This is a genomic window from Micromonospora fulviviridis (assembly GCF_014648395.1).
Lineage (GTDB): Bacteria > Actinomycetota > Actinomycetes > Mycobacteriales > Micromonosporaceae > Micromonospora > Micromonospora fulviviridis.
Window position 1 is genome coordinate 257,037 of the sequence record NZ_BMRA01000005.1, and the last position, 24,805, is coordinate 281,841.

At 74.7% G+C, this 24,805-nt stretch carries 20 protein-coding genes and 1 pseudogene; 13 read left to right on the forward strand and 8 right to left on the reverse strand.

Annotation, left to right across the window (positions count from 1 at the left end; all coding sequences use genetic code 11):
* Nucleotides 1-72: 72 nt before the first annotated feature.
* Nucleotides 73-1,734: a molybdopterin-dependent oxidoreductase gene (locus tag IEY96_RS15390; protein WP_189195484.1), complete on the forward strand. Its 1,662-nt coding sequence runs from the start codon at nucleotides 73-75 to the stop codon at nucleotides 1,732-1,734.
* 70 nt (nucleotides 1,735-1,804) lie between these two features.
* On the opposite strand, the gene IEY96_RS15395 is transcribed toward IEY96_RS15390, so the two are convergent.
* The gene (locus IEY96_RS15395; RefSeq protein WP_091290851.1) at nucleotides 1,805-2,188 is read right to left on the reverse strand and encodes a WhiB family transcriptional regulator; all 384 of its coding nucleotides are present in this window, start codon (nucleotides 2,186-2,188) and stop codon (nucleotides 1,805-1,807) included.
* Nucleotides 2,189-2,442: 254 nt separating this feature from the next.
* Between IEY96_RS15395 and IEY96_RS15400 the strand changes: the two genes are divergently transcribed.
* The gene (locus tag IEY96_RS15400; protein WP_189195485.1) at nucleotides 2,443-3,258 is read left to right on the forward strand and encodes a helix-turn-helix transcriptional regulator; all 816 of its coding nucleotides are present in this window, start codon (nucleotides 2,443-2,445) and stop codon (nucleotides 3,256-3,258) included.
* Between the two features lie 9 nt (nucleotides 3,259-3,267).
* On the opposite strand, the gene IEY96_RS15405 is transcribed toward IEY96_RS15400, so the two are convergent.
* Nucleotides 3,268-3,672, reverse strand: a complete 405-nt coding sequence (locus IEY96_RS15405) for a DUF5319 domain-containing protein (RefSeq protein WP_148429940.1) — start codon at nucleotides 3,670-3,672, stop codon at nucleotides 3,268-3,270.
* 198 nt (nucleotides 3,673-3,870) lie between these two features.
* Here IEY96_RS15405 and guaB point away from each other — a divergent pair, with 198 nt between their 5' ends.
* From guaB to IEY96_RS15425, 4 genes are all read left to right on the forward strand, one after another.
* Nucleotides 3,871-5,433, forward strand: coding sequence for an IMP dehydrogenase (gene guaB / locus IEY96_RS15410; RefSeq protein ID WP_189195486.1), 1,563 nt, complete (start codon nucleotides 3,871-3,873; stop codon nucleotides 5,431-5,433).
* A gap of 30 nt (nucleotides 5,434-5,463) precedes the next feature.
* Complete coding sequence (locus IEY96_RS15415) at nucleotides 5,464-6,582, forward strand: GuaB3 family IMP dehydrogenase-related protein (RefSeq protein WP_189195487.1); 1,119 nt, start codon at nucleotides 5,464-5,466, stop codon at nucleotides 6,580-6,582.
* Between the two features lie 72 nt (nucleotides 6,583-6,654).
* On the forward strand, nucleotides 6,655-8,049 hold the full coding sequence (locus tag IEY96_RS15420) for a M1 family metallopeptidase (RefSeq protein WP_189195488.1): 1,395 nt from the start codon (nucleotides 6,655-6,657) through the stop codon (nucleotides 8,047-8,049).
* A gap of 90 nt (nucleotides 8,050-8,139) precedes the next feature.
* Nucleotides 8,140-9,597: a M1 family metallopeptidase gene (locus IEY96_RS15425; RefSeq protein ID WP_189195489.1), complete on the forward strand. Its 1,458-nt coding sequence runs from the start codon at nucleotides 8,140-8,142 to the stop codon at nucleotides 9,595-9,597.
* A 1-nt stretch (nucleotide 9,598) separates the two neighbouring features.
* Here the strand turns inward: IEY96_RS15425 and IEY96_RS15430 are convergent, their stop codons facing one another.
* The gene (locus tag IEY96_RS15430; protein ID WP_189195490.1) at nucleotides 9,599-10,711 is read right to left on the reverse strand and encodes an LCP family protein; all 1,113 of its coding nucleotides are present in this window, start codon (nucleotides 10,709-10,711) and stop codon (nucleotides 9,599-9,601) included.
* A gap of 146 nt (nucleotides 10,712-10,857) precedes the next feature.
* Here IEY96_RS15430 and IEY96_RS15435 point away from each other — a divergent pair, with 146 nt between their 5' ends.
* Both IEY96_RS15435 and guaA read left to right on the forward strand, forming a co-directional pair.
* Nucleotides 10,858-12,555, forward strand: a complete 1,698-nt coding sequence (locus IEY96_RS15435; RefSeq protein ID WP_189195491.1) for an FAD-dependent oxidoreductase — start codon at nucleotides 10,858-10,860, stop codon at nucleotides 12,553-12,555.
* Nucleotides 12,556-12,623: 68 nt separating this feature from the next.
* Nucleotides 12,624-14,177, forward strand: coding sequence for a glutamine-hydrolyzing GMP synthase (gene guaA, locus IEY96_RS15440; RefSeq protein WP_189195492.1), 1,554 nt, complete (start codon nucleotides 12,624-12,626; stop codon nucleotides 14,175-14,177).
* 7 nt (nucleotides 14,178-14,184) lie between these two features.
* Here guaA and IEY96_RS15445 read toward each other — a convergent pair whose 3' ends face one another.
* Nucleotides 14,185-14,547, reverse strand: a complete 363-nt coding sequence (locus IEY96_RS15445; protein ID WP_189195493.1) for a PspC domain-containing protein — start codon at nucleotides 14,545-14,547, stop codon at nucleotides 14,185-14,187.
* Nucleotides 14,548-14,691: 144 nt separating this feature from the next.
* Between IEY96_RS15445 and IEY96_RS15450 the strand changes: the two genes are divergently transcribed.
* The 3 genes from IEY96_RS15450 to IEY96_RS15460 all read left to right on the forward strand — a co-directional run bounded on the left by IEY96_RS15450 (nucleotide 14,692) and on the right by IEY96_RS15460 (nucleotide 17,935).
* A complete protein-coding gene (locus IEY96_RS15450) occupies nucleotides 14,692-15,639 on the forward strand; it encodes an NUDIX domain-containing protein (RefSeq protein ID WP_189195494.1) in 948 nt (315 codons plus the stop codon).
* Nucleotides 15,640-15,766: 127 nt separating this feature from the next.
* Nucleotides 15,767-16,678 carry an NUDIX hydrolase gene (locus IEY96_RS15455; protein WP_189195736.1) on the forward strand — a complete coding sequence of 304 codons (912 nt, stop codon included), beginning with the start codon at nucleotides 15,767-15,769 and terminating at the stop codon, nucleotides 16,676-16,678.
* A 345-nt stretch (nucleotides 16,679-17,023) separates the two neighbouring features.
* The gene (locus IEY96_RS15460) at nucleotides 17,024-17,935 is read left to right on the forward strand and encodes a CDP-alcohol phosphatidyltransferase family protein (protein WP_189195495.1); all 912 of its coding nucleotides are present in this window, start codon (nucleotides 17,024-17,026) and stop codon (nucleotides 17,933-17,935) included.
* Nucleotides 17,936-17,996: 61 nt separating this feature from the next.
* On the opposite strand, the gene IEY96_RS15465 is transcribed toward IEY96_RS15460, so the two are convergent.
* The 3 genes and pseudogenes from IEY96_RS15465 to IEY96_RS15475 form a co-directional block, all read right to left on the reverse strand.
* A complete protein-coding gene (locus IEY96_RS15465) occupies nucleotides 17,997-19,244 on the reverse strand; it encodes a phosphatidylserine decarboxylase (protein WP_189195496.1) in 1,248 nt (415 codons plus the stop codon).
* Between the two features lie 504 nt (nucleotides 19,245-19,748).
* A pseudogene (locus tag IEY96_RS33355) lies at nucleotides 19,749-20,027 on the reverse strand (hypothetical protein); the annotation flags it as partial.
* Complete coding sequence (locus IEY96_RS15475; protein WP_189195497.1) at nucleotides 20,024-21,892, reverse strand: PspC domain-containing protein; 1,869 nt, start codon at nucleotides 21,890-21,892, stop codon at nucleotides 20,024-20,026. The gene IEY96_RS15475 and the pseudogene IEY96_RS33355, both read right to left, overlap by 4 nt.
* Before the next feature lie 189 nt (nucleotides 21,893-22,081).
* On the opposite strand from IEY96_RS15475, the gene IEY96_RS15480 reads away from it, so the two are divergent.
* Nucleotides 22,082-23,323, forward strand: a complete 1,242-nt coding sequence (locus IEY96_RS15480; RefSeq protein ID WP_189195498.1) for an ATP-binding protein — start codon at nucleotides 22,082-22,084, stop codon at nucleotides 23,321-23,323.
* A gap of 2 nt (nucleotides 23,324-23,325) precedes the next feature.
* Nucleotides 23,326-24,006 (forward strand): response regulator, encoded by a 681-nt coding sequence (locus tag IEY96_RS15485; RefSeq protein WP_189195499.1) that lies wholly within the window; start codon nucleotides 23,326-23,328, stop codon nucleotides 24,004-24,006.
* A gap of 27 nt (nucleotides 24,007-24,033) precedes the next feature.
* Here IEY96_RS15485 and IEY96_RS15490 read toward each other — a convergent pair whose 3' ends face one another.
* Nucleotides 24,034-24,768 (reverse strand): PIG-L deacetylase family protein, encoded by a 735-nt coding sequence (locus tag IEY96_RS15490; RefSeq protein WP_308429916.1) that lies wholly within the window; start codon nucleotides 24,766-24,768, stop codon nucleotides 24,034-24,036.
* Between the last annotated feature and the right edge of the window lie 37 nt (nucleotides 24,769-24,805).

The following is a 24,805-nucleotide window of genomic DNA, read 5'->3' on the forward strand; positions in this document are numbered from 1 at the left end:
CTGACCCGTATCTGCTTACGGAACGCTGACGGAGTTGGCGAACGCCTGCTCCGGGCGACGACACTGGTCGCCGTGAACAGCATGTCGCGCGGTCGAGCCGCGCTGGCCGGGGTCACCGCCGCGGCCGTCGCGATCGGCGTCGCCGAACCGGTGGCCGTCTTCACCGGCCCCCGCTCCGCGCCACTGATCGCGGTCGGCGGGCTGGTGGTCGACGCGGTGCCCGAGCCGCTCAAGCAGTTCGCCATCGCGGTCTTCGGCACGTACGACAAGATCGCCCTGCTGGTCGGCACGGCGGTGCTGCTGACGGCGATCGCCGCGCTGCTCGGCGTGCTGGCGGCCCGTCGGCTCCGGCTCGGCCTGGCCGGCATCGCCGCGTTCGCGGCCCTCGGGGTGGCCGCCGCGCTGACCCGGGCCGGCGCGGACGCCTTCGACGCGCTGCCCTCCCTGGTCGGCGGCGGGCTCGGTGCGGTCACCCTCTGGGCCTTCGTGGCGGGCCCGCTGGCCGAGGACGTCGGGCCGGGAACGGCGCACCGGCCGGGTCCGGCCACGCCCACGTCGCCCACGCCCACCTCGCCCACGCCCACCTCGCCCACGCCACCTCCGGTGCCCGCGGCGCTCGCGCCCGACGAGTCGCCGGCCGGCTGGGAGCCGCTGGAGACCGGCGACCACGAGTCGCGGCGCCGGTTCCTGCGCGGCGTCGGCCTGCTGGCCGGTACGGCGGCGGTGGCGGGGCTGGGCGGGCACTGGCTGGCCGGCCAGCGGGGCGTCTCGGCGGCCCGGCAGGCGGTGAAGCTGCCCACTCCGGTGGCGCCCGCCCCGCCGGTGCCGGCAGGAGCCGACCTGTCGCTGCCCCGGCTCGCCCCCTTCGTCACCCCGAACCGGGAGTTCTACCGGATCGACACCGCGCTGGTGGTGCCGCAGGTGGACCCGGAGACCTGGCGGCTGCGCATCCACGGCCGGGTACGCAACCCGATCGAGCTGAGCTTCGACGACCTGCTCGCCCGGCCGATGGTCGAGCGCTACGTGACCCTGGCCTGTGTCTCCAACGAGGTGGGCGGGGACCTCGTGGGCAACGCCCGCTGGCTGGGCGTGCCGATCAGGGAACTCCTGGACGAGGCGCAGCCGGAGGAGGGCGCGGACCAGGTGGTGGGCCGCTCGGTCGACGGCTGGACCTGCGGCACCCCCACGGCTGTGCTGCGGGACGGGCGGGACGCGCTGCTCGCGGTCGGGATGAACGGTGAGCCGCTGCCGGTCGAGCACGGTTTCCCGGTGCGGATGGTGGTGCCCGGCCTCTACGGGTACGTCTCGGCGTGCAAGTGGGTGACCGAGCTGGAGCTGACCAGCTTCGCGGACTTCGACGCGTACTGGGTGCCGCGCGGGTGGTCGGCGCAGGGCCCGATCAAGACGCAGTCGCGGATCGACACGCCGCGGCCGCGCAACCGGCTGACCGCCGGCCCCGTCACGGTCGCCGGGGTGGCCTGGGCGCAGCAGCGCGGCATCCGCAGGGTGGAGGTACGCGTCGACGGCGGCCCCTGGCAGGAGGCGACGCTGGCCCCGACGGCCTCGGTGGACACCTGGGTGCAGTGGTCGTGGCGCTGGGATGCCGGCCCGGGCGAGCACACGCTCCAGGTCCGGGCCACCGATGCCGGCGGGGAGACCCAGCCGGAGCGGCGTCGCCCGGTCGCGCCCGACGGCGCCACCGGCTGGCACACCGTCACCGTGACGGTGGGCTGAGGTCGGGGCCGGACACGACGCCGCGCCCGGGGGCTCCGGGCGCGGCGTTCAGTGGTCTGGGTGGAACCGGTCAGGCGATCTTGCGCTGGTCCGGGACAGCCGACTTGTGCGGCCGGCCCAGGCGGGCCTCCAGCCGGGCGATGTCCACCCGGGTCTGCCGGCGGTCGGCGAGGTCCTCCCAGCCGAGGGCGAGCAGCCGCAGCCGCTCCGACTCGCTGAACCCGCCCCACACGCCGTACGGCTCGCGGACCGAGAGGGCGTGCGCGGCGCACTCGGCGCGTACCGGGCAGGCACGGCAGACGGCCTTGGCGCCGGACTCGCGGCGCAACCGCGACGAGCCCCGCTCGCCGTCGGGGTGGAAGAACTGCGCGCTGTCGCGCCCACGGCAGGCACCGAGCCGCTGCCAGTCCCACAGGTCGACAATGGGTCCGGGCAGTCTGCGTACGTTCGACATCAGCACCCCTCCTCCCGCGCGGCACCGCGGAAATCCTCGTGGCCAGCTCCTACCGGGCGGCGATCCGCGCGGGACACCGGTTCCGGACTGACCCCTCGGTACCCGGGCTTTCCCGCGCTCACACATGTGTGATCGAAAAGCTCGGACAGTCGGCGGCATATGCCCCATCTGCCAGAAAAGTTCGGATGATTGCCCGGAACCTCCTCCCCAGCACACCCCGCCGTGGTCTGCTCTGAGGCGGAGAGGAGACCACTGTGCGTAGCGTTCTCGTGTGCGTTCGGACACCACTCGCAGCCCAGCATTTGACCTCCGCGGCGGCGCGGCTCGGGCTGGCCGGCGTGCTCCGGACGGCCGTCTCCGATCCCGAGGTGATGCTTCGGCTCGCCGAGCGCCCGGTCGACGTGGTGCTCGCCGACACCGCCCTCACCCGGCCGGACAGCGCCGGCTTCGTCCGCCGGGTGCTCGCCCGCGCCCCGCAGGCCGCGGTGCTGCTGCTCGGCGCCGAGGAGTCGGAGGCGGCCGCCGCCACCATCAGCGCCGGGGCGCGCGGCCTCATCCAGAACGCCGACCACGACCTGACCAGCGCGGTCGCGAAGGCGCTGCTGCTGCTCTCCGCCCCCGGGCGGACGAACCGGCACCGGGTCACCGACCCGGCCCGGGACGCCGCGGCGGTCGGCGGACCGGCCCGGTCGGCCGCGCCGGGGCGTACCCCGGCCGGGGCGGCGTGGCCGGCGGGCCCGGCGGAGGGCCCCGGTGGGGCGCCCACCGTCGTGCCGGTGCAGCGCGGCGAGGACGCCGCCGACCCGGCCGCGGCCGAGGCGGAGCCGGCGCAGGCGGGTGGCCCGCAGCGGCCGGCGCGCAGCCCGCGCAGCGCCATCGGGCTCACGGAGCGTGAGCTTCAGGTGCTGCTCGGCATGGCCGAGGGGAAGAGCAACGCGGAGATCGGGCGGGAGCTGTTCGTCTCGGAGGACACGGTCAAGACGCACGCCCGCCGGCTGTTCCGCAAGCTCGGCGCGCGCGACCGGGCGCACGCCGTGGCCGCCGGCTTCCGCGCCGGCCTGGTCGCCTGAGCCGGCCGGTCAGTCCTCGGCGGAGTCGTCGGTGCCCTCGGTGAGGGTGTCGTGCACACCGTCCGCGTAGCCGCGGGCGTAGTCCCAGCTCACGTAGTGGTCCGGATCGGGGTCGTAGGCCGGCTCGTGCACCCGGGGCCGCCCCGAGTTGAGCAGGTGGCGCAGGTTGCCCCGGAGCAGGTCCCAGTCGAAGTAGTGCGGCTCGCGGCAGTCCTCGCACTCGATGACCAGGCCGCGGACCCCGATGGGCTGGAGCAGGGCCTGGTAGATCTCCAGGTCGGCGAGGTCCTCCAGGACGTCCTGCCGCTCGACCTCGGTCAGGGGATCGAGCGGGTCGGCCTCGCGCGGGTCGTGCAGGCCGGCAGCCGGATCGGCCGGGTCGCCGTTGAACGGGTCGATGGGCTCGTCGTGCACCCCCTCACCGTAGTCCCCGAGCCCCCGGAAAGTCCGCCCCCGGCGCTCCCTGTGGCGCCGCCTACCCGGGCCCGCCGCTGCCGGGGGCTGCGCAGCTCAATGGGTACGATGAAGCGACGCGCCGTCACGCCGGCGTGCGCCGGTGCCCGCGCGCGCCGCCTCGCTGCAGCCCGCCCGACCAGCTCATGGGGAGCAATCGTGGAGAATTCGCCCAGCACCGAGATCCCGGCCGGCCGCGACGGCGGTGAGCTGGGCGGCCATCTGCCCGAGCTGCCCGCCGGCTCGGCCCGGGTGGTGCCGCTCGGGCTGACCTTCGACGACGTGCTCCTCCAGCCGGGCGAGTCGGACGTGGTGCCGAGCCGGGTGAACACCCGCACCATGCTCACCCGCCGCATCGAGCTGAACGTCCCGCTGCTGTCCAGCGCCATGGACACCGTCACCGAGGCGCGGATGGCGATCGCCATGGCCCGCCAGGGTGGCATCGGCGTGCTGCACCGCAACCTCTCCGTCGAGGACCAGGCGCTCCAGGTCGACCTGGTCAAGCGCTCCGAGTCCGGCATGATCACCAACCCGGTGACCGCCAGCCCGGACGACACGCTCCGCGAGGTCGACGCGCTCTGCGGCCGTTACCGCATCTCCGGCGTGCCGGTGGTCGACCGGCAGGGCGAGCTGGTCGGCATCGTGACCAACCGCGACATGCGCTTCGTCTCCGACCCGGCCACCCCGGTCCGCGACATCATGACCCGTACCCCGCTGATCACCGCCCCGGTCGGGGTGAGCAAGGACGAGGCCCTCGACCTGCTGCGCCGCCACAAGGTGGAGAAGCTGCCGATCGTCGACGAGGCCGGCAAGCTGCGCGGGCTGATCACCGTCAAGGACTTCACCAAGAGCGAGCAGTACCCGAACGCCACCAAGGACTCCGCCGGCCGCCTCCGGGTCGCCGCCGCGGTGGGTGTCGGCGAGGACGCGTACAAGCGGGCCCGCACCCTGGTCGACGCCGGGGTGGACGTGCTCATCGTGGACACCGCGCACGGCCACCAGCGGGCCGTGCTGGAGATGGTCGCCCGGCTCAAGAAGGACGTCGCCATCGACATCGTGGGCGGCAACATCGCCACCTACGCGGGTGCCAAAGCGCTGGTCGACGCGGGCGCCGACGGCATCAAGGTGGGCGTCGGCCCGGGCGCCATCTGCACCACCCGGATCGTGGCCGGGGTGGGCGTCCCGCAGATCACCGCGATCATGGAGGCGTCCCGGGCGGCCCGCCCGGCCGGCGTGCCGGTGATCGGCGACGGCGGCATCCAGTACTCGGGCGACATCGCCAAGGCCCTGGTGGCCGGCGCCGACACGGTGATGCTCGGCAGCCTGCTGGCCGGCTGCGAGGAGAGCCCGGGCGAGCTGATCTTCATCAACGGCAAGCAGTACAAGGCGTACCGGGGGATGGGCTCGCTCGGCGCGATGCAGTCGCGGGGCCAGGGCAAGTCCTACTCCAAGGACCGCTACTTCCAGCAGGACGTGCTCGCCGAGGACAAGCTGGTCCCCGAGGGCGTCGAGGGCCAGGTGCCCTACCGGGGCCCGCTCGCCCAGGTCGCCCACCAGCTCACCGGCGGGCTCCGCGCCGCCATGGGTTACGTCGGCGCCGAGAGCATCCCCGAGCTGCACCGGCGCGGCCAGCTCATCCGGATCACCGCGGCCGGCCTCAAGGAGAGCCACCCGCACGACATCCAGATGACCGTCGAGGCGCCCAACTACCACTCCCGCTGACCCACCACCCCCAACCACCAGGAGTCCCCCATGCGTGACGTGGTCGAGATCGGGCTGGGCAAGACCGCGCAGCGCGGCTACCACCTGGACGACATCGCCATCGTGCCGAGCCGCCGCACCCGGGACGTCGACGACGTCTCCACCGCGTGGCAGCTCGACGCCTACCAGTTCGGCATCCCCTGCGTCGGGCACCCCTCCGACGCGACCATGAGCCCCTCCTCGGCGGTGCGCCTCGGCCAGCTCGGCGGCCTCGGCGTGCTCAACGTCGAGGGCCTCTGGACCCGCTACGAGAACCCGGCCAAGGTGCTGGAGGAGCTGGCCGGCCTGGACGAGGACGCCCGGACCACCAAGCGGCTCCAGGAGGTCTACGCGGAGCCGATCCGCCCCGACCTCATCGCCGAGCGGGTCCGCGAGCTGCGGGCCGGCGGCGGCACGGTGGCCGTCCGGGTCTCCCCGCAGCACACCCTGGCGCTCGCCCCGGTGATCCTCGACGCCGGCGTGGACATCCTGGTCATCCAGGGCACCATCGTCTCCGCCGAGCACGTCTCCACCACCGACGAGCCGCTGAACCTCAAGGAGTTCATCGCCGACCTCGACCTGCCGGTCATCGTCGGCGGCTGCACCGACTACAAGACCGCGCTGCACCTGATGCGCACCGGCGCGGCCGGCGTCATCGTCGGCATCGGCGGCGACGACTGGTCCACCACCGAGTCGGTGCTCGGCATCCGGGTGCCGATGGCCACCGCCATCGCCGACGCCGCCGCGGCCCGCCGCGACTACCTCGACGAGACCGGCGGCCGGTACGTGCACCTGATCGCCGACGGCGACATGCAGACCTCCGGCGACATCGCCAAGGCGCTCGGCTGCGGGGCCGACGCCGTGATGCTCGGCGAGCCGCTGTCGCTCTGCGAGGAGGCCCCGGCCGGCGGCGCCTGGTGGCACTCGGCCGCCAGCCACCCGTCGCTGCCGCGCGGCGCGTTCGAGGCGGCCGGCGAGCCGCTCGGCTCGATGGAGAAGCTGCTGTTCGGCCCGGCCGACGAGCCGGACGGCCAGCTCAACCTCTTCGGCGGGCTGCGCCGCGCGATGGCCAAGTGCGGCTACCGCGACCTCAAGGAGTTCCAGAAGGTCGGCCTGGTCCTCGACCGCTGACCCGGGTGACGGCCGACGGCGCGGGTGTGGATTCCGGTCCCACCCGCGCCGTCGCGCGTCTAGGCTCGGCGGATGACGCGGGGCCGACGGTGGTGCGTGGCGGCGCTCGCCGTCGCGCTGCTGGCGGGCGGCTGCACCGGGGACGACGACGAGCGGTTCCGTCCGGGCGCCGCCGACGTGGGGGACCCGTACGTGCCGGGGGCCGGCAACGGCGGCTACGACGTCGGGCACTACGCGCTGAAGGTCCGCTACGACCCGGCCGACGACCGGCTCACCGGCGAGGCCGTGCTGACCGCCACCGCCACGAAGGCCCTGTCCCGGTTCCAGCTCGACCTGGCCGGCCTGACCGTCGACCGGGTACGCGTCGACGGCGCCCCGGCCAGGCACCGGCGCGACGGCGCCGAGCTGGTCGTCACCCCGGAACACGGCCTGCCGGCCGGGCAGCGGTTCACCGTCGCCGTGACCTACGGCGGGGTGCCGCACCCGCTGCCCAGCGCCGAGCTGGGCGACGGCGGCTTCCAGGCCACCCCGGACGGGGCGATCGCGCTGGGCCAGCCGGAGTCGGCGAGCACCTGGTACCCGGTCAACGACCACCCCTCCGACAAGGCCACCTACGACATCGAGGTGACCGTTCCGGACGGGCTCGCCGCGCTGAGCAACGGGGTGCCGGAGGGGAAGCAGACCAAGGACGGCTGGACCACCTGGCGCTGGTCCGAGGGCAGCCCGATGGCCAGCTACCTGTCCACCCTGGTCATCGGTGACTACCGGGTCACGACCGGCACCCACGCCGGGAAACCGATCGTCACCGCCGTCGCCGCCGCGCTGCCCCCGGACGGGCCGGCCGCCGCCTCGGTGGCCCGCACCGGCGAGATCGTCGACTTCCTGGCCGGCCGCTTCGGGCCGTACCCGTTCGACGCGTACGGCGGGATCGTGGTGGCCGACGACCGGATCCGGTACGCGCTGGAGACCCAGTCCCGGCCGGTCTACGGGCCGGGGTTCTTCCGGGGCACCCGGCCGAACACCGAGGTGGTCGCGCACGAGCTGGCCCACCAGTGGTTCGGTGACAGCGTCTCGGTGGCCCGGTGGAGCGACCTGTGGCTCAACGAGGGCTTCGCCACGTACGCGGAATGGCTCTGGGCGGAGCACGACGGCGGGCGCACCGTCGAGCGGGCCTTCGCCGACCGGTACGCGGTCACCGACTGGAGCAAGCCCTCGGTGGACCCGGGCCGGGCCGCGATGTTCGGCGACGCGGTCTACCAGCGCGGCGCGCTCGCCGTGCACGCGCTGCGCCGCGCGGTGGGCGACGCGACCTTCTTCCGCATCCTGAGCGGCTGGCTGGCCGAGCGGCGGGACGGCACCGCCACCACCGCCGACTTCGTCGGGTACGCCGAGCGGACGGCCGGGAAGCCGCTGCGCGCGCTGTTCGACGCCTGGCTGGTCGGGGCGACCGCGCCGGCCCTGCCGTGACGCGGACGTGATCGTTCCTGGGTAGGCTGCCGCGGGCGGAGCGGCCCCGGGCAGGGCCGCCACGGTTCTGCTCCGGAAGGGATCGAGGCGATGGCGCGGCGCGGCGGACGACGACGGCTCGGGCTGCTGACCTGCGGAGCGTTGCTGCTCGCCGGCTGTGGTGCGACCGAGCCGGACCGGTCGACGCCGGCGCTCACCGCCCCCGGCCCGACGGCCGAGCGCAGCTTCGCGCCCGGGGCGCCCGGCGCCGGCGACTCCTACTTCCCGAGCTACGGCAACGGCGGCTACGACGTCGCCCACTACACGGTCAAGGTGCGCTACGACCCGGCGACCGACCGGCTCGCCGGCACGACCACCGTGCGGGCCACGGCGACGGCCGACCTGTCGGCGTTCAACCTGGACCTGGCCGGGCTGACCGTGCGGTCGGTCACCGTGGACGGGGCGAAGGCCGGCCACACCCGCACCGCCGACGAACTGGTCGTCACCCCGGCCACCGGCCTCACCTCGGGCAACGGCTTCGTCGCCGAGATCCGCTACGACGGCCGGCCGGCCGCGCTGGACAACGACGTGCTCGGCGAGGGCGGCTGGCTGCACACCGCCGACGGGGCGATCGCGCTCGGCCAGCCGGAGTCGGCGAGCACCTGGTACCCGGTCAACGACCACCCCTCCGACAAGGCCACCTACGACTTCGAGATCACCGTGCCGAAGGGGCTCACGGCGGTCAGCAACGGGGTCCCGAAGGGGCGGAGCACCACGGGCGACTGGACCACCTGGCGCTGGTCCGAGGGCGCCCCCATGGCCAGCTACCTGACCATGGTGGCGATCGGGAAGTTCCGGGTCACCACCGGCGAGCACAAGGGACGGCCGGTCTACAGCGCGGTCACCGTCCAGGTGGCCGAGGGCGCGCCGGACCGGTCCGTCGCGCGGACCGTCGAGGTGGCCGACTACCTGGAGAGCATCTTCGGGCCGTACCCGTTCGACGCGTACGGCGGGGTGGTGGTCGCCGACGACCGGATCCGGTACGCGCTGGAGACGCAGAGCCGGCCGGTCTACTCGGCCGGGTTCTTCCGGCAGGGCGACAACACCGGCGTGGTCGCGCACGAACTGGCCCACCAGTGGTACGGCGACAGCGTCTCGCTCCAGCGCTGGCAGGACATCTGGCTCAACGAGGGGCTGGCCACGTACGCCGAGTGGCTCTGGGCCGAGCACGCCGGGGAGTCGACCGTCCAGCACACCTTCGAGCAGAAGTACGCGACCGCGTCGAGCCAGGTCTGGCGTACCCCGCCGGGGAAGCCGGGGGTGGCGAACCTGTTCGGCCGGTCGGTCTACGACCGGGGCGGGATGACCGTGCACGCGTTGCGGGTGGCGGTCGGCGACAGCGCCTTCTTCACGATCCTGCGTACCTGGGCGGCGGAGAAGAAGAACGGCAACGGCAGCACCGACGAGTTCGTGGCGCTCGCCGAGCGGGTCTCCGGCAGGAAGCTCGGCAAGCTCTTCGACGCCTGGCTCTACGGGACCGACCGCCCGCCGGCCCCGAAGCCGCTCTGAGTCAGTTCTTCACCCGCAGCGCGGGGTGCGCGGCGAGGAAGGCGTCGGCGTCGCCGCCGCGCAGGGCGGCGAAGAACTGCCGGCCCACCGGGCGCAGCTGCTCGCCCCGGTAGGAGCTGCCGCTGCCCACCCCGTCGCCGGGAAGGCCGACCAGGACGAACTTCTCCGCTGGCAGGCCACCCAGGGCGTACGCGAAGTCGATCAGCCGCCGGCCGCCTCCGACGTACACCATGGTCTTGCCGAGAGTGCGGACCACCTGCTCGACCCGGTCCGGGTCCCGGGCGATCCCCTGGCTCAGGATCTTGAGGGCCAGCGCTCGGATCAGTTGCTGCTGGTGGCGCTGCCGGGCGTAGTCGCCACCCGCGATGTAGCGCTGCCGGGCGTAGTCCCGCGCCTGCCAGCCGTTGAGGTGCCGGGTGCCCTTCTCGTAGACCATCTGCGGCCCGACGTATCCGCTTCCCGTGTGCTGCCGGTACTGCCCGTCGGGGCGCCGGTGGATCGAGGCGACCCGCTGGTCGACGTAGAGGTCCACCCCGCCAAGCGCGTCGACCAGCCGGTCGAAGCCGAAGAAGGTGAGCACCGCGCCGGCGTCGATGCGCAGCCCGGTGTACCGGCTGACCGTGGTGCGCAGCAGCTCGTACCCCTGGGCGGTGCTGGGGTGCGCCTTGTCGCCGGGGACCCGGCTGCCGTAGCTCATGGCGTGGGTGAGCTTGGTGCGGCCGCCCGGGTAGCCGGCCTTCGGGTAGGCCGGGATGTCGACCACCAGGTCGCGGGGGAGCGAGAAGAGGTACGCGCGGCCCAGCCCGGCCGGCACGTGCAGCACCAGCACGGCGTCGGCGTGCGGCTCCCAGCCCGGCACGCTGACCCTGGTGTCCACCCCGACCAGCAGCAGGTTGAGCGGCCCCTTCAGGTCGGCGCCGGGCGGCGGGGTGGGGCTGGAGGTGACCGGGGCCGGGGTGGTCGGCGCGGCGGTGGACGGGCTCGGTGTGGCCGGGCCGGCGACCGGTCCGGGTGACGGGCGGGAGACCAGCCGCGTGGTCACCACCGCGCCGGCGGCGACCAGCACCACGGCCACCAGGGCGGCCAGCCCCAAGAGCCATCGTCGTCGCGTCATCGTGGTCTCCCTCCCCCGTCCTCCACTCGACGCGCGACAGCGGGCCGTGGGTTGCACCAGCGGGAGTCCCGTGTCATCGAGCGCTCTGCATGATCTGCGAAAAACTCTCGCTGGCGCTATAGCTACCCGTCGGTAATGATGCGTGCATGCGGTACGACGTGGTCGTCATCGGTTCCGGATTCGGCGGCAGCGTCACGGCGCTCCGGCTGGCCGAGAAGGGGTACACCGTCGGTGTCCTGGAGGCCGGCCGGCGCTTCGCCGACGACGAGTTCCCCCGCACCTCCTGGCGGGCCCGGCGCTTCCTGTGGGCCCCGAAGCTCGGCTGCTACGGCCTCCAGCGGATCACCCTGCTCCGCTCGGCCGACCGGAAGACCGGCGGCGGGGTCCTGGTGCTCGCCGGCGCCGGGGTGGGCGGCGGCTCGCTGGTCTACGCGAACACGCTCTACGAACCGCTCGACGCATTCTACGCCGACCCGCAGTGGCGGGACATCACCGACTGGCGCGACGAACTGGCCCGCCACTACGACCAGGCGAAGCGGATGCTCGGCGTCACCACGTACCCGATCGACACCGGGGCGGACCGGGCCATGCGGGCGGTGGCCGAGCGGATGGGGGTGGGGCACACCTTCCACGCGACACCGGTGGGCGTGCACATCGGCCGCCCCGGCGAGCGGGTGCCCGACCCGTACTTCGGCGGGGTCGGGCCGGACCGGACGGGATGCAGCCACTGCGGCTCGTGCATGACCGGCTGCCGGCACGGCGCGAAGAACACCCTGGTCAAGAACTACCTCTGGCTGGCCGAGCGGCTCGGCGCGCAGGTCCACCCGCTGACCACGGTGACCGCCGTACGCCCCGCCGCCGGGGGCGGCTACGAGGTGCACACCGAGCGCACCGGCGCCTGGGTACGCAAGCGCCGCCAGGTGATCCACGCCGGCCAGGTGGTCTTCGCGGCCGGCGCGCTGGGCACCCAGCGGCTGCTGCACGAGATGAAGGCGAGCGGCGCGCTGCCCCACCTGTCGCCCCGGCTCGGCGAGCTGACCCGGACCAACTCGGAGGCCATCCTCGGCGCCTCGGTCGGGCCCGGCCAGGCCCGGCGTCGCGGCCTCGACTTCACCGAGGGGGTGGCGATCACCAGCTCGTTCCACCCCGACCCGCAGACCCACATCGAGCCGGTCCGCTACGGCAAGGGCTCCAACGCCATGGGGCTGCTCCAGTCGCTGCTGGTCGACGGCGGCCCGCACCGGATCCGGCGCTGGCTGGGCAGCATCGTCCGGCAGCCCGCGCTGGCCGCCCGGATGCTCTCGGTACGCGGCTGGTCCGAGCGCACCGTGATCGCCCTGGTCATGCAGTCGGCCGACAACTCCCTCACCACCCACTACCGCCGCGGCCGGTTCGGCCGCCAGCTGGTCTCCGGGCCGGGGCACGGCGCGCCCAACCCGACCTGGATCCCGGCCGGCAACGAGGCGGTCCGGCTGCTCGCCGAGGAGATCGACGGCACGCCCGGCGGAGCGGTCACCGAGCCGTTCAACATCCCGATGACCGCGCACATCCTCGGCGGCGCGGTGATCGGCGACGGCCCGGAGCGCGGGGTGATCGACCCGTACCACCGGGTTCACGGCCACCCGGGGCTGCACGTGGTGGACGGCGCGGCGGTCTCGGCGAACCTGGGCGTCAACCCGTCGCTGACGATCACCGCCCAGGCCGAGCGGGCCATGTCGTTCTGGCCCAACAAGGGGGAGGAGGACCCCCGCCCGCCGCTCGGTGCGCCCTACCGCCGGCTCGCCCCGGTGGCCCCGAAGCAGCCCGCCGTCCCCGCCCACGCCCCCGCCGCGCTGCGCCCCTGAGCAGGGCGGCGCACGACACACCGGGGCGCGGCCCGCGCCGGCGGTGACTGTCGGTAGGCTTGCTGCACATGAGCACGCCTCGCCCCGTCCTCGTGGTGGACTTCGGAGCCCAGTACGCCCAGCTCATCGCGCGCCGCGTCCGGGAGGCGAGGGTCTACTCGGAGATCGTCCCGCACTCCATGCCGGTGTCCGAGATGCTGGCCAAGAACCCGGCCGCGATCATCCTGTCCGGCGGCCCGTCCAGCGTCTACGCGCCGGACGCCCCGCAGATCGACGCCGGGATGTTCGACGCCGGTGTCCCGGTCTTCGGCATCTGCTACGGCTTCCAGGCCATGGCCCAGGCGCTCGGTGGCACCGTGGCGCGCACCGGCAACCGGGAGTACGGCGGCACCCCGCTGCACGCCCGCCCGGAGGCCGGCGTGCTGCTCCGCGACCTCCCCGACGACCTGCCGGTCTGGATGAGCCACGGCGACTGCGTCACGGAGGCGCCGGCCGGCTTCGCGGTCACCGCCGAGTCGGCGGGCGCGCCGGTCGCCGCGTTCGAGGACCTGGCCGGCCGGCGGGCCGGGGTGCAGTTCCACCCCGAGGTCGGGCACACGGCGCACGGCCAGGAGATGCTCAGCCGCTTCCTCCACGAGATCGCCGGCATCGAGCCGACCTGGACGCCCGAGAACATCATCGACGAGCAGGTGGCCCGGATCCGGGAGCAGGTCGGCGACAAGGAGGTCATCTGCGGCCTGTCCGGCGGGGTCGACTCGGCGGTCGCCGCGGCGCTGGTGCACAAGGCCGTCGGTGACCAGCTCACCTGCGTCTTCGTCGACCACGGCCTGCTCCGCGCGGGTGAGGCCGAGCAGGTGGAGAAGGACTACGTCGCCGCCACCGGCATCAAGCTCAAGGTGGTCGACGCCCGCGAGCGGTTCCTCGGCGCGCTGGCCGGGGTGACCGACCCCGAGCAGAAGCGCAAGATCATCGGCCGGGAGTTCATCCGGGTCTTCGAGGCCGCCGCCCGGGAGATCGCCGCGCACGGCGACGTCGAGTTCCTGGTGCAGGGCACCCTCTACCCGGACGTGGTGGAGTCCGGCGGCGGCACCGGCACCGCCAACATCAAGAGCCACCACAACGTCGGCGGGCTGCCGGAGGACCTGAGGTTCGCCCTGGTCGAGCCGCTGCGCACGCTGTTCAAGGACGAGGTCCGCACGCTCGGCCTGGAGCTGGGGCTGCCCGAGGCGATGGTCTGGCGGCACCCGTTCCCCGGTCCGGGCCTGGCCATCCGGATCATCGGCGCGGTCGACGAGGAGCGCCTCGCCGTGCTCCGCAAGGCCGACCTGATCGCCCGGCAGGAGCTCACCGCCGCCGGCCTCGACCGGGGCGTCTGGCAGTTCCCCGTGGTGCTCCTGGCCGACGTGCGCAGCGTCGGCGTGCAGGGCGACGGGCGCAGCTACGGGCATCCCGTGGTGCTGCGCCCGGTCTCCAGCGAGGACGCGATGACCGCCGACTGGTCCCGGCTGCCCTACGAGGTGGTGGCCCGGATCTCCACCCGGATCACCAACGAGGTCGCCGAGGTCAACCGGGTGGTCCTGGACGTGACCAGCAAGCCGCCGGGCACCATCGAGTGGGAGTGACGGCGGGTCAGGCCGCCGGCGGCGTCGGCGGCTGAGGCGCCGGCCGGGGCGCGGGCTCCGGCGTGGGTGGCGCCGCGTGCGGACCCTGCGCCGCCGGCGGGACCGGCGGCCAGCCGGGCGCGGTGCCCGGGGGATGCGGCCAGGCGGGCGCGCCCGCCGGCTCCTCGGGCATCAGGAACCACATGATCGGGTACGCCAGCGCGGCGAGCCCGCCGGTGAGCAGGGTCGCCACCGCGAAGGCCACCCGCACGAGGGTGGGGTCGACGGCGAAGTAGCGGCCGAGGCCGCTGGCCACGCCGGCGACCATCCGGTCGGTGACCGGCCGGCGGAGCTGCTTGTACGGGGCCTGGGAGGGGTGCGTGGAGGTCATGCGTCCACGGTCCCGCGCGGGCCGGCGGGCGACCTCGGTGACCGCCCGGACTCCTACCCTGACGCGTCCCTGAGGCGCCAGCCAAGAGTCAGGAATCTGACTCTTTTCGATGCCGGTAACCGCATCCGGGGAGAATTTCCTCCCGTGACCACCTTGCTGGAGCCGCTCCGCAGGATCGCGGCATACGCAGTTTGTGCTGATTCAGACGGCCGAGTGTTGCTGGTCCGCGCATCGGAGCGCTCCGGCACCCCCGGCATCTGGTCGCTGCCCGGCGGGGCGGTCGACCACGGTGAGGACCCCAAGCACACCGTCGTCCGGGAGACCGCCGCGGAGACCGGGCTCTCGGTCGCCGTCGCCGCCCTCCAGGACGTCCTCGCCGACATGCGGGCGCTGCCCGAGCGCGGCATCACGATCCACACCGACCGGCTGCTCTACACGGTCTCGGTGCGGGGCGGGACGCTCGCCGACCGGGTCGACCGCCCCACCGACCTGGCTCGCTGGTTCACCCTCGACGAGGCCCGGGAGCTGCCGCTGCGCTCGTTCACCGCGCGTGCCCTGGGCCTGCCGACCGCCACCGACGACGTCGTGCCGGAGGAGGTCCCCGAGTTCCCCTCGTTCTACGCCGTCCCCGGCCCGGACGGGCTGCACCGGGCGCAGCGCTTCGCCGCGTACGCCGTGGTGACCGACCCGGAGGAGCGGGTGCTGCTCACCCGTGTCTCCGACGGCTACCCGGGCGCCGGCTGCTGGCACCTGCCCGGCGGCGGCACCGACTACGGCGAGCAGCCGGGCGCCGCGCTGATCCGGGAACTGGTCGAGGAGACCGGGCAGACCGGCCGCCTCGTCGAGCTGCTCGGGGTGGCCAGCCACCGGGACGCCGCCTCGCTGGGCCCGGAGGGCTACCCGATCGACTGGCACGGCGTACGCGCCTTCTACCGGGTGGTCGTCGACCAGCCCGCCCCGCCCACGGTGGCCGACGTCGGCGGCTCCACCTGCGAGGCCCGCTGGTTCCGCCGCGAGGAACTGGGCGCCCTCCCGACCGACCGCCTCACCGAGGTGACGGCCGAAGCAGTCCACGCTGCCCACCTGATCTGACCCGGCCGCCTCGCCTCGCCCCACCCTCGCCTGGCGCCGTTGATCATGAGGTTAACGGTGTGAAATGTCCGTCCCGGTGCCGCTAACCTCATGATCGACGGAGTCGACGGGGTGGGAGTGGGTGCGGGTGGAGGAGCGGCGGCGGATCGGGGCTTACGGGGTCTTGCGGGACGGGCGCGGGCGGGTGTTGCTGGCGCGGGGGTCCGACGGGTGTCCCTATCCGGGGGTGTGGCAGCTGCCGGGAGGCGGGATCGAGCACGCCGAGCATCCGGCGCGGGCCGTCGAGCGTGAGTTCGCCGAGGAGACCGGGCTGGTCGTCGCCGCCGGTGCCGTCCGGGCCGCGGTTGCCGACGTGGCCGTCTTCCCGACCGACGGTGTCGCGGTGCACACCGACCGGCTGGTCTTCGAGGTCGAGGCGCGCGGCGGTGAGCTCCGGCCCGAGCCGGCCGGCGGCAGCGACGAGCTGGGCTGGTTCACCCCGGACGAGGCGGCGGCCGTACCGCTGATGCTGTTCACCGCCGAGCTGCTCGGGGTGCCGGTGTCGCCGCTGCCGGCGGACCTGCCCCGGGCGCTGCCGCCCGGGCCCGCCGTCCCACCCGCCGACCGGCGGCAGCGCTTCGCCGCGTACGGGCTGGTCACCGACCCGGCCGGGCGGGTCCTCCTCACCATGATCGCCGACGGCTACCCGGGGGCCGGGAAGTGGCACCTGCCCGGCGGTGGCACCGACCACGGCGAGCAGCCCGCGACCGGCCTGCTCCGCGAACTGGTCGAGGAGGCCGGCCAGCTCGGCCGGGTGGTCGACCTCATGGCCGTGGACAACCTGCACAACCCGGCCGCGCTCGGCCCGGAGGGGCGGCCACTGGACTGGCACGGCGTGCGGGTGATCTACCGGGTGCGGGTGGACGTCCCGACCGAGGCGGTGGTGACCGAACTCGCCGGAGGCTCCACCGCCCGGGCGGCCTGGTTCGCTCCCGAGCAGGTCAGCGGCCTGCGGATGACCGAGGTGGCGGCCCGGGCAACCGGACATCGGGGGAGCTGACGCCCGCTCACCGAGCCACCGTGGGCCGCCTCCGGTACAGTCGGTAGGTGGGATTGGCCGACGAAAACGGGCGTTGAGGCCCGAGATGGGAATAAGTGAGCGGTTCGCGCGGTTAAGCGAGTTATAAGTACCGCCGGCAGCTATCGCCAATCCCCTATCCCCTGTGCAATGGTGTACTCCGCAAATGGGCTGCCGGGCCCGAAAGGTCCGGCACGAGACAGCCGGACACCCGCCCGCGAGGCGGTCACCCGATCCGGTGATGGAGGAAACGTGCCGAGAGCCCCATGGCGCCGGCGTCGTACGACTGACAGTCCGCGCCCCGCAGGGCGTCGCTGGGCGGGCCGGTTGCGCCGCAGCAGCACGTTCGCCCGCCAGGTGCTGCTGGTCCGGGTGGGCCGCCGGGACGGCGCCGCCGTCACCGGGACCGACCTGGTCACCCCCGACCACCGCTGGTCCGACCGCCAGCGTCGCCGCTACGGGCGGTACGACGCCGAGGTCGAGGCCGTCATGCCGGTCAGCCCGGCGCTCGGCCCGGCAGCGCCGGTCGACGAGTCGCCGGCGATGTCGATCCCGCTGCTGCCGGGCGAGCGCACCGCCGCCCGCCGGGCCAAGTTCGCGCTGGTCAACGCCTGCACCCTGAGCAGCCTCATGCTCGGCATGCTGGCGATCTTCCTGGCCATGCAGGGCGAGGTCCGGGTCGCGGCGCTCTGCCTGATCGCCTGCGTCGCGTTCGACGGCCTCGACGGGGCGCTGGCCCGCAAGCTCAACGTGGCCAGCCCGTTCGGCGCGCAGATGGACTCGCTGGCCGACATGTGCTCGTTCGGCCTCGCCGCCCCGGTCGTGGTCTACGCCTCGCTGGCCGGCTCGGTGCCGCCGGCGGCCGCCGCGGTCGCCTGCGCCCTGGTGGCGGCCTGCGCCGCGATCCGGCTCGCCCGGTTCAACGTCTCGCCCAAGGACGGCCGGTTCTTCTGCGGCGTGCCGACCACCATGGCGGCCGCCGTGCTGGCCCTGACCGTGGCGATCGGGCTGCCGGTCTCCGGCCTCGTCATGGTCGCCGGCGTGGCGCTGCTCGCCTTCGCCATGGTGTCCAGCTTCCCCTACGCGAAGCTCGCCCGGCTGGTGAAGCTGCCGCCGTGGCTCTGGCTGGCCCCGGTGGTCGGCGCGCTGGTCGACATCCGGCTCACCTTCGCCCTCGTGGTGGTGGGCTACCTGGTCAGCGGCCCGCTGCTGTGGCTGCACCAGCGCCGCACCGCCTGACCCGTACCACCGAAAAGGGGCGCCGCGAGAGCGGCGCCCCTTTTCGCGTCCCTCCCCGGGATCAGCTCCAGCGGGCGATGACCGTCGAGCCGCCGACGACCTTGTCGCCCGGCCCGACCAGCGGCTCGGCGGCGTCGGCCGGCAGGTAGACGTCGGTGCGCGAGCCGAACCGGATCAGGCCGAAGCGCTCACCCCGGGCCAGCAGCGAGCCGACCGGCGCCCGCTGCACGATCCGGCGGGCGATCAGCCCGGTCCGCTGCGCCACGACGACCGTGCCGTGGTCGGTGTCCAGCACCGTGTACGCCGCCACGTTGTGCTCGGCGTCCGGCTTCATGGCGTTGACGAAGCCGCCGTCGGCGACGAAGTAGTCGACCACCTTGCCGGCCACCGGCGAGCGGTTGACGTGCACGTCCAGCACGGACAGGAAGACGGCGATCCGCAGCCACTCCCCGTCGCCGAAGCGCTCGTCGTGCAGCCGCTGCACCGAGAGGACCTGACCGTCCGCCGAGGCGACCACGGCCGACGGGTCCTCCGGCACGTCCCGCTCCGGGTCCCGGAAGAACGCGGCCACCGGGGCGGCGGCCAGCGCCGGCAGCAGCCAGAGCTTGGACTTCGGCCGGGCGGCCCGGGCCAGCGCGGCCAGGCCGAGGGTGATGCCGGCCGCGGCCACCCCGTTGGAGTCGATGTGCATGCCCCGGGTCAGCGGCACGCTCGACGGCCGGTACGCCGGGGAGAGCGAGGCGGCCAGCGCGGCCGGCGCCGCGGTGAAGCGCAGGTGGTGCACGCGTACCGGCGGGGTGTTGCGCAGGACCAGGTCGGTGCGGACGCCGTGCAGCACCCCCTGCCGGTCCAGCTCGGCCCCGGCGCCCTCGGTGCGGAACAGCGGCGCGGCCACGCTCAGCACGCCGCCCTCGGCGAGGTACTTCGCCAGCCCGTCGATCGCCGTCCGGGCGTCCTCGGCGGTGCCGGTGAACGGTTCGGCCGCGACCACCACGGCGGCGGCGTCCGCCTCGGCGAGGGTGTCGACCACGCGTACCCGGTCGGCGACCCAGCGACCCTGGGCCGTCACGTGCGCGCGGAGCGCGGCGGCGGAGGCGCCCTCCGCCGGCACGACGGTGAGCCGGTCGCCGGGGAGCAGCGCCTCGATCGCCGCGGCCAGCACCGCGGACTCCGGGGTCGCGCCGACCAGCAGGCCGGCCTTCGCGTCGTTACGCCGGGCGAACTCGCTGACGAGGGTACGGGCGGCGCGCTCGCCGGCGCGGACCGCACCGGCGGGGCCGGTGACGCGCACGGCGGGGGACTGGGTCATCTCGGACGGGCTCCTGACGAGGTAGAGACGGAAGGCGGGACCACCCGGGCGACCCGGCCGACCGGGCGCCCCGGCCGCGACCGGGACGCCACGCGTGGGCCGGCCGACGGAGGCGAGATCTCCACCAGCCAGCATAGGCGGCACTGTCGGCGTGCCGCACCGTCGCGGTCAGCCCGGCCCGTCCCCGCCGGTACGCGGACCGCCTCCCGGCCGCTCCGCGCCCTCGTCGACCGCCGGCAGTTCGCGGGTGGCCGGTCCGTCCGTTTCCGGCTCGTCGGTGGCGGCCGGCAGCTCGCGGGTGACCGACCCGGCCCCGCCGTCCGGCTCGCCCTCCGCGGCCGGCAGCTCGCGGGTCACGGGCTCGGCCGGCTCGATCGGGGACAGTTCGCGGGTCGCCGGCTCGTCCAGGACGTTCGGCGGGCCCGGTGACCAGCGTGGCTCCTCGTCGAACGGGCGGTCCTCCCGCGCGGCGAGCGGGGCGTCGGTCACCGCGTCGGTGGCCCACTCGTCCGCCTCCTCGCCGGCCGGAGCGGAGGCGGCCGGCGGGCCCGCCTCGTAGGGGGCGGACACGGTGGCCTCCGCCGGTTCCGGCTCCGGGTGGCGGCCCGAGCGCAGCGCGCCGACGAGCCCGAGGAGTCCGATCAGGATCAGTGCGCCGGCCAGGAACCAGCCCACCGGAGGCAGCGCCAGCCCCAGGATCCGGGCCAGGAGCCACCAGGCGGACAGCCCGAGGAAGGCCAGCCCGAAGGCGAACGACACGATGTCGGTGCGGTGAGCCTTCACCGGGTCACCTCCAGGTTTCCGGCGTTCACGTGGACCAGCAGGCGCAGCGAGCCGCCGCCGCGACCGTCCGGCCCGAGGTCGGTGTTCTCCCACTGGCGGCCGTTCAGCCCGCCGGTGCGCCGGCCGAAGACGGTGGCGTCACCAGCGTTGACGTCGGCCACCGTGGTGACGTCGACGTTCGGCGGCACGACCACCGTCGCCTTGCCGAAGTTGACCGCGACGGTCACCTGGGTGTCCTTCTTGTCGAAGTCGACGTTGCGCAGGTCGAGCACGGCGTCGCCGAAGTTGTTCTCGTACCGGTCGGCCAGGTCGCGGTAGTCGGCCGGGGCCCACGTGACGTTGCCGTCGATACCGCGGACCCGGTCGTACGAGTCGGCGACGGTGGCGATGCCGAGCGCCGCCGCGGTCACCAGACCGAGTGCGATCAGCCAGCGGGCCCGGCCGAACCAGGTGCCCACCAGGAGCCCGAGGCCGATGGTGGCCAGCACCGCCGCGAAGTAGCCGGCCGCGCCGACGGGGAAGACGTCGAGCAGGTCGAGCATCGCCACCACGCCCAGCGCCAGGAAGATCAGCGAGAAGGTGACCGCGCCGAGCGCGGAGCGCTCCTTCGGCCGCTTCGGCGGCCGGGCCGGGCGGGCCGGCGGCGGCGGGGCGGGCGGGGCCGACCCGGCGTACGGGCCGTGCGGGGCGAACGGCGGCCGGTAGCCGCCCGGCGGCAGCGGCGCGCCCATCGGGGCGGGCGGCGGCACGGCGGCGGGCTCGCCGCTCGGGAGGCCCGTGGTCGGTGCGGCGGACCACGCCGGGGCCGGCTCGGTGACCGGCCATGCCTCGCCGGGCCGGCTGCCCGGGACGGCGGGCGGGAATGCCACGGTGGGCTCCGGCTCGGACCAGGCCGGGCGGGCGGCGGTCGCCGCGGGCCAGCCGGCGGCGGAGACCGGCGCGGCCGGGTGGCCCGGCTCGGGCCGTGCGGCCGGCGGGTAGCCCGGCTCGGGCCGGGTGGGCGGGTAGCCCGGCTCCGGTCGGGTGGCCGGGGGGTAGCCCGGCTCGGTCCGTGCCGCCGGCGGGCCGGTGACCGGCGGCTCGCCGGACCACGACACGGCCTCGGCCGGCGCGCCGGACCAGGGTGCCGACGGGGCTGCCGGTGGCGGGACCGGCCCGGCGGCGGCCGGCACGTCGGGGGCGGGCGCGGCGGCCGGCGGGGCCGGCCAGGCCACCGGGGGCACCGGGCCCGGCGGCGGGCCGGAAGGCGCACCGGGCGCCATCCGGGCCGGGCCGCGCTGGTCGCGGTTGAGCAGCAGCGCGCCGCCGATCAGGATCACCGCGCCGAGCAGGATGGCCCGGAAGCCGTTGGTGACGACGTAGCCGAAGCCGACCGCGACCACGATGCTGAGCACGATCACGGTGATCGGGGACATGCTGGATCGGCCCCGGCCGAGCATCGACTCCACCGGCGAGGCGGTGTCGCCCTCACCGGGGATGATCAGCCACGCGGTGACGTAGACCAGGATGCCGATGCCGCCGAAGAAGCCCAGCACCGCCAGGAGCACCCGCCACAGCACCGGGTCGGTGTTGGTGGCCCGGCCGATCGCCGCGCAGACGCCGGCCAGGTAGCGGCCCTCCCGGGGGCGTACCAGCCCGTACCGGGAGGTGAAGCCGGCGCCGCCGGGCGGTGGGGCGTACCCGGCGGGTGGCGGGTCGGCGAACGGCGCGTCGCCCGTGGGCGGCGCGCCCGGCGGCGGGGTGGAGCCGGCCGGTGGGGGCGCCGCGGCGTCGGCGGCGGTGGGCGCCGGCCCCGGCGGGGGTGGCGGTGGCCCGTCCTGTGCTGCCGCCCCGGGGCGGGGCGGACGGGCAGCGTCCTCGGTCATGCCTCCGATCCTGCTGCCCCGGCCGCCCGAGCGTCCTCAGGACCCGACCCTGACCCCACCCTGAGATCCCGGGGCGGCGAATGTCCGGGGCGTCCCCGTGGTCCGGGGCGGTCCGGCCGTGTGACGATCGGGACGTCGGCCGCCGCCGGCACGCCGTCCCCGACCCGGGAGCCTCCGATCAGCAGCACCGTGACTCCGCACCCCCCGCGCCTCTACCGGGCCACCGAGCACCGGCTGGCCGCGGGCGTGGCCGCCGGCCTCGCCGAACACCTGGGCATCTCGGTGCTCCGGGTCCGGGTGGCCTTCATGGTGCTGCTCGGGCTGAGCGGTCTCGGGCTGCTGCTCTACGCCGCCTTCTGGGCGGTGGTCCCGCCGCGGCCCGGCGACACCGCCGTCCCGCCCCGCCGCGACCTCACCCAGCTGCTGCCCTTCGTGGCGATCGGGCTGGGCGTGCTGCTGCTCCAGGTCGTCGCCTTCGACTCGGTCGGCGCGGCCGGCACCGCCGGCTGGCTGGTCGCCATCATCGCGGTCGGCGCCGGGGTGATCTGGCACCAGTCCGCGCCGGAGCGCCGCCGGCAGTGGGGCGGCTCCATGGCGGTGCCCTGGCTGGGTGCGGTGGTGGAGGAGAGCGACCGGCGCTCGTTCGTGCTCCGCTTCATCGGCGGCGGGGTGCTCGTCGCGGTCGGCATCATCGGCGTGGCGGCGGTCTACTCGCCGGCGCAGAACTTCGACGCCGTGCTCAACGGCATCATCTTCGCCCTGGTCGGGCTGGCCGGGGTGGGCGTGGTGACCGGCCCGGTGCTCTGGCGCACGTGGAACCAGCTCCGCTCGGAGCGCGAGGGCCGGATACGCGAGCAGGAGCGGGCCGAGCTGGCCGCCATGGTGCACGACCAGGTGTTGCACACCCTCGCCCTGATCCAGCGCAACGCCAGCGACGTCAAGACGGTGCAGCGGCTGGCCCGGGGCCAGGAGCGGTCGCTGCGGAACTGGCTCTACAAGCCGACCGCCTCGCCGACCGAGCGTTTCGCGGCCGCGCTGGAGCAGGCCGCCGCCGAGGTGGAGGACACCTTCGCGATCACCGTGGAGACGGTGGTGGTCGGCGACCGGGAGACCGACGAGCGGGTCGGGGCGCTGGTCGCCGCGGCCCGGGAGGCGCTGGTGAACGCGGCCCGGCACGCCGAGGTGCGGACCGTCTCGCTCTACGCCGAGGTGGAGCCGGAGCAGGTGAGCGCCTTCGTACGGGACCGGGGCAAGGGCTTCGACCCGGATACCGTGGAGGATCACCGGCACGGCGTCCGAGGTTCGATCATCGGACGGATGAAGCGGCACGGTGGCCGGGCGGAGATCCGGTCCGAGCCGGGGGAGGGGACCGAGGTCCGGCTGATCCTCCCGATCAGCGGCTCGGGCTCCACTGCGGAAAGGGACAAATAACCATGGTCGAGCAGGAACCGGTCGACGGCGCGGCACCCCGGGACGGGCGGTTGCGGGTGTTCCTCGTCGACGACCACGCGATGTTCCGGGCCGGCGTCCGCGCCGAGCTGGGCGAGCGCGTCGAGGTGGTGGGCGAGGCCAGCACGGTGGCGGAGGCGGTCAGCCGGATCGCGGCGACCCAGCCGGACGTGGTGCTGCTCGACGTGCACATGCCCGACGGCGGCGGCCGGGCGGTGCTGGAGGCGATGCGGCGTACCCACCCGCAGGTGCGGTTCCTGGCGCTCAGCGTGTCCGACGCCGCGGAGGACGTGATCGGGTTGATCCGGGCGGGCGCCCGGGGCTACGTCACGAAGACCATCTCGCCGGAGGAGCTGACCGACGCGATCCGGCGGGTGGCCGACGGGGACGCGGTGTTCAGCCCGCGGCTGGCCGGCTTCGTGCTGGACGCCTTCGCGTCCCGGCCGGACGCGCCGGTGGCCGACCCCGAGCTGGACCAGCTCACCAACCGGGAGCGCGAGGTGCTCCGGCTGCTCGCCCGGGGGTACGCGTACAAGGAGATCGCCCGGGAGCTGTACATCTCGATCAAGACGGTCGAGACGCACGTCTCCAACGTGCTGCGCAAGCTCCAGATGTCCAACCGGTACGAGCTGTCCCGCTGGGCCGCCGACCGCCGGCTGGTCTGACCGCCGCGGCCGCCCCGGTCCGGGGCGTCACTCGGTGCGCAGCACGGTGAACGCCTCGGCCAGCCGGCCGGGCGGGAGGCCGGCGTTGTCGGCCATCGTGGTGAGCCGGTCCCGGACCCAGGTCGGCACGTCCAGGTGGGCGGTCTGCGACCGGTGCGCCTCCATCGCGGCGATCTTGCGGTCGACCTGGTCGGTCACGTCGACGACGTGGTCCGGGGCGGGCCCGCCGGCGTACCAGATCTCCCGGACCACCCACGGCTCCAGCCCGTCGTCGAGCAGCTCGGGGAAGGCGAAGGGGTTGCGCGAGTCGGGGTAGACGGCGCAGGTGGTGGCCTCGCCGACGGCCAGGTGGTCGGGATGGCTCGGGCCGGCCAGGTGCTCCCAGCGCCGCAGCGGCGAGCTGGTCAGCACCCGTTCCGGCCGGAACCGGCGGATCGCGGCGCTGATCTGCCGCCGCAGCGCCAGGCTGGGAGTGATGACGCCGTCGGTGTGGCCGTCGAGGAAGTCGACCCGGCGCACGCCCACGGCGGCGGCCGCTGCCCGCTGTTCCGCCTCGCGCCGGGCCGGCATCTCCTCGCGCGGCGTGTCGTCGAAGCCGCCGGAGTCTCCCCGGGTGGCGATGAGGTAGGCCACCTCGATACCCTCATCCACCCAGCTGGCTATGGTGCCCGCACAGCCGAAGTCGACATCATCCGGATGGGCAAAAACTGCGAGGGCCCGGCGAACGTCGGGCAGCACCGGAGCGGACGCGGGGAAGCTCACGAGGCCGAGCCTACGCGGGTGGTCTCGCCCCGTGTGG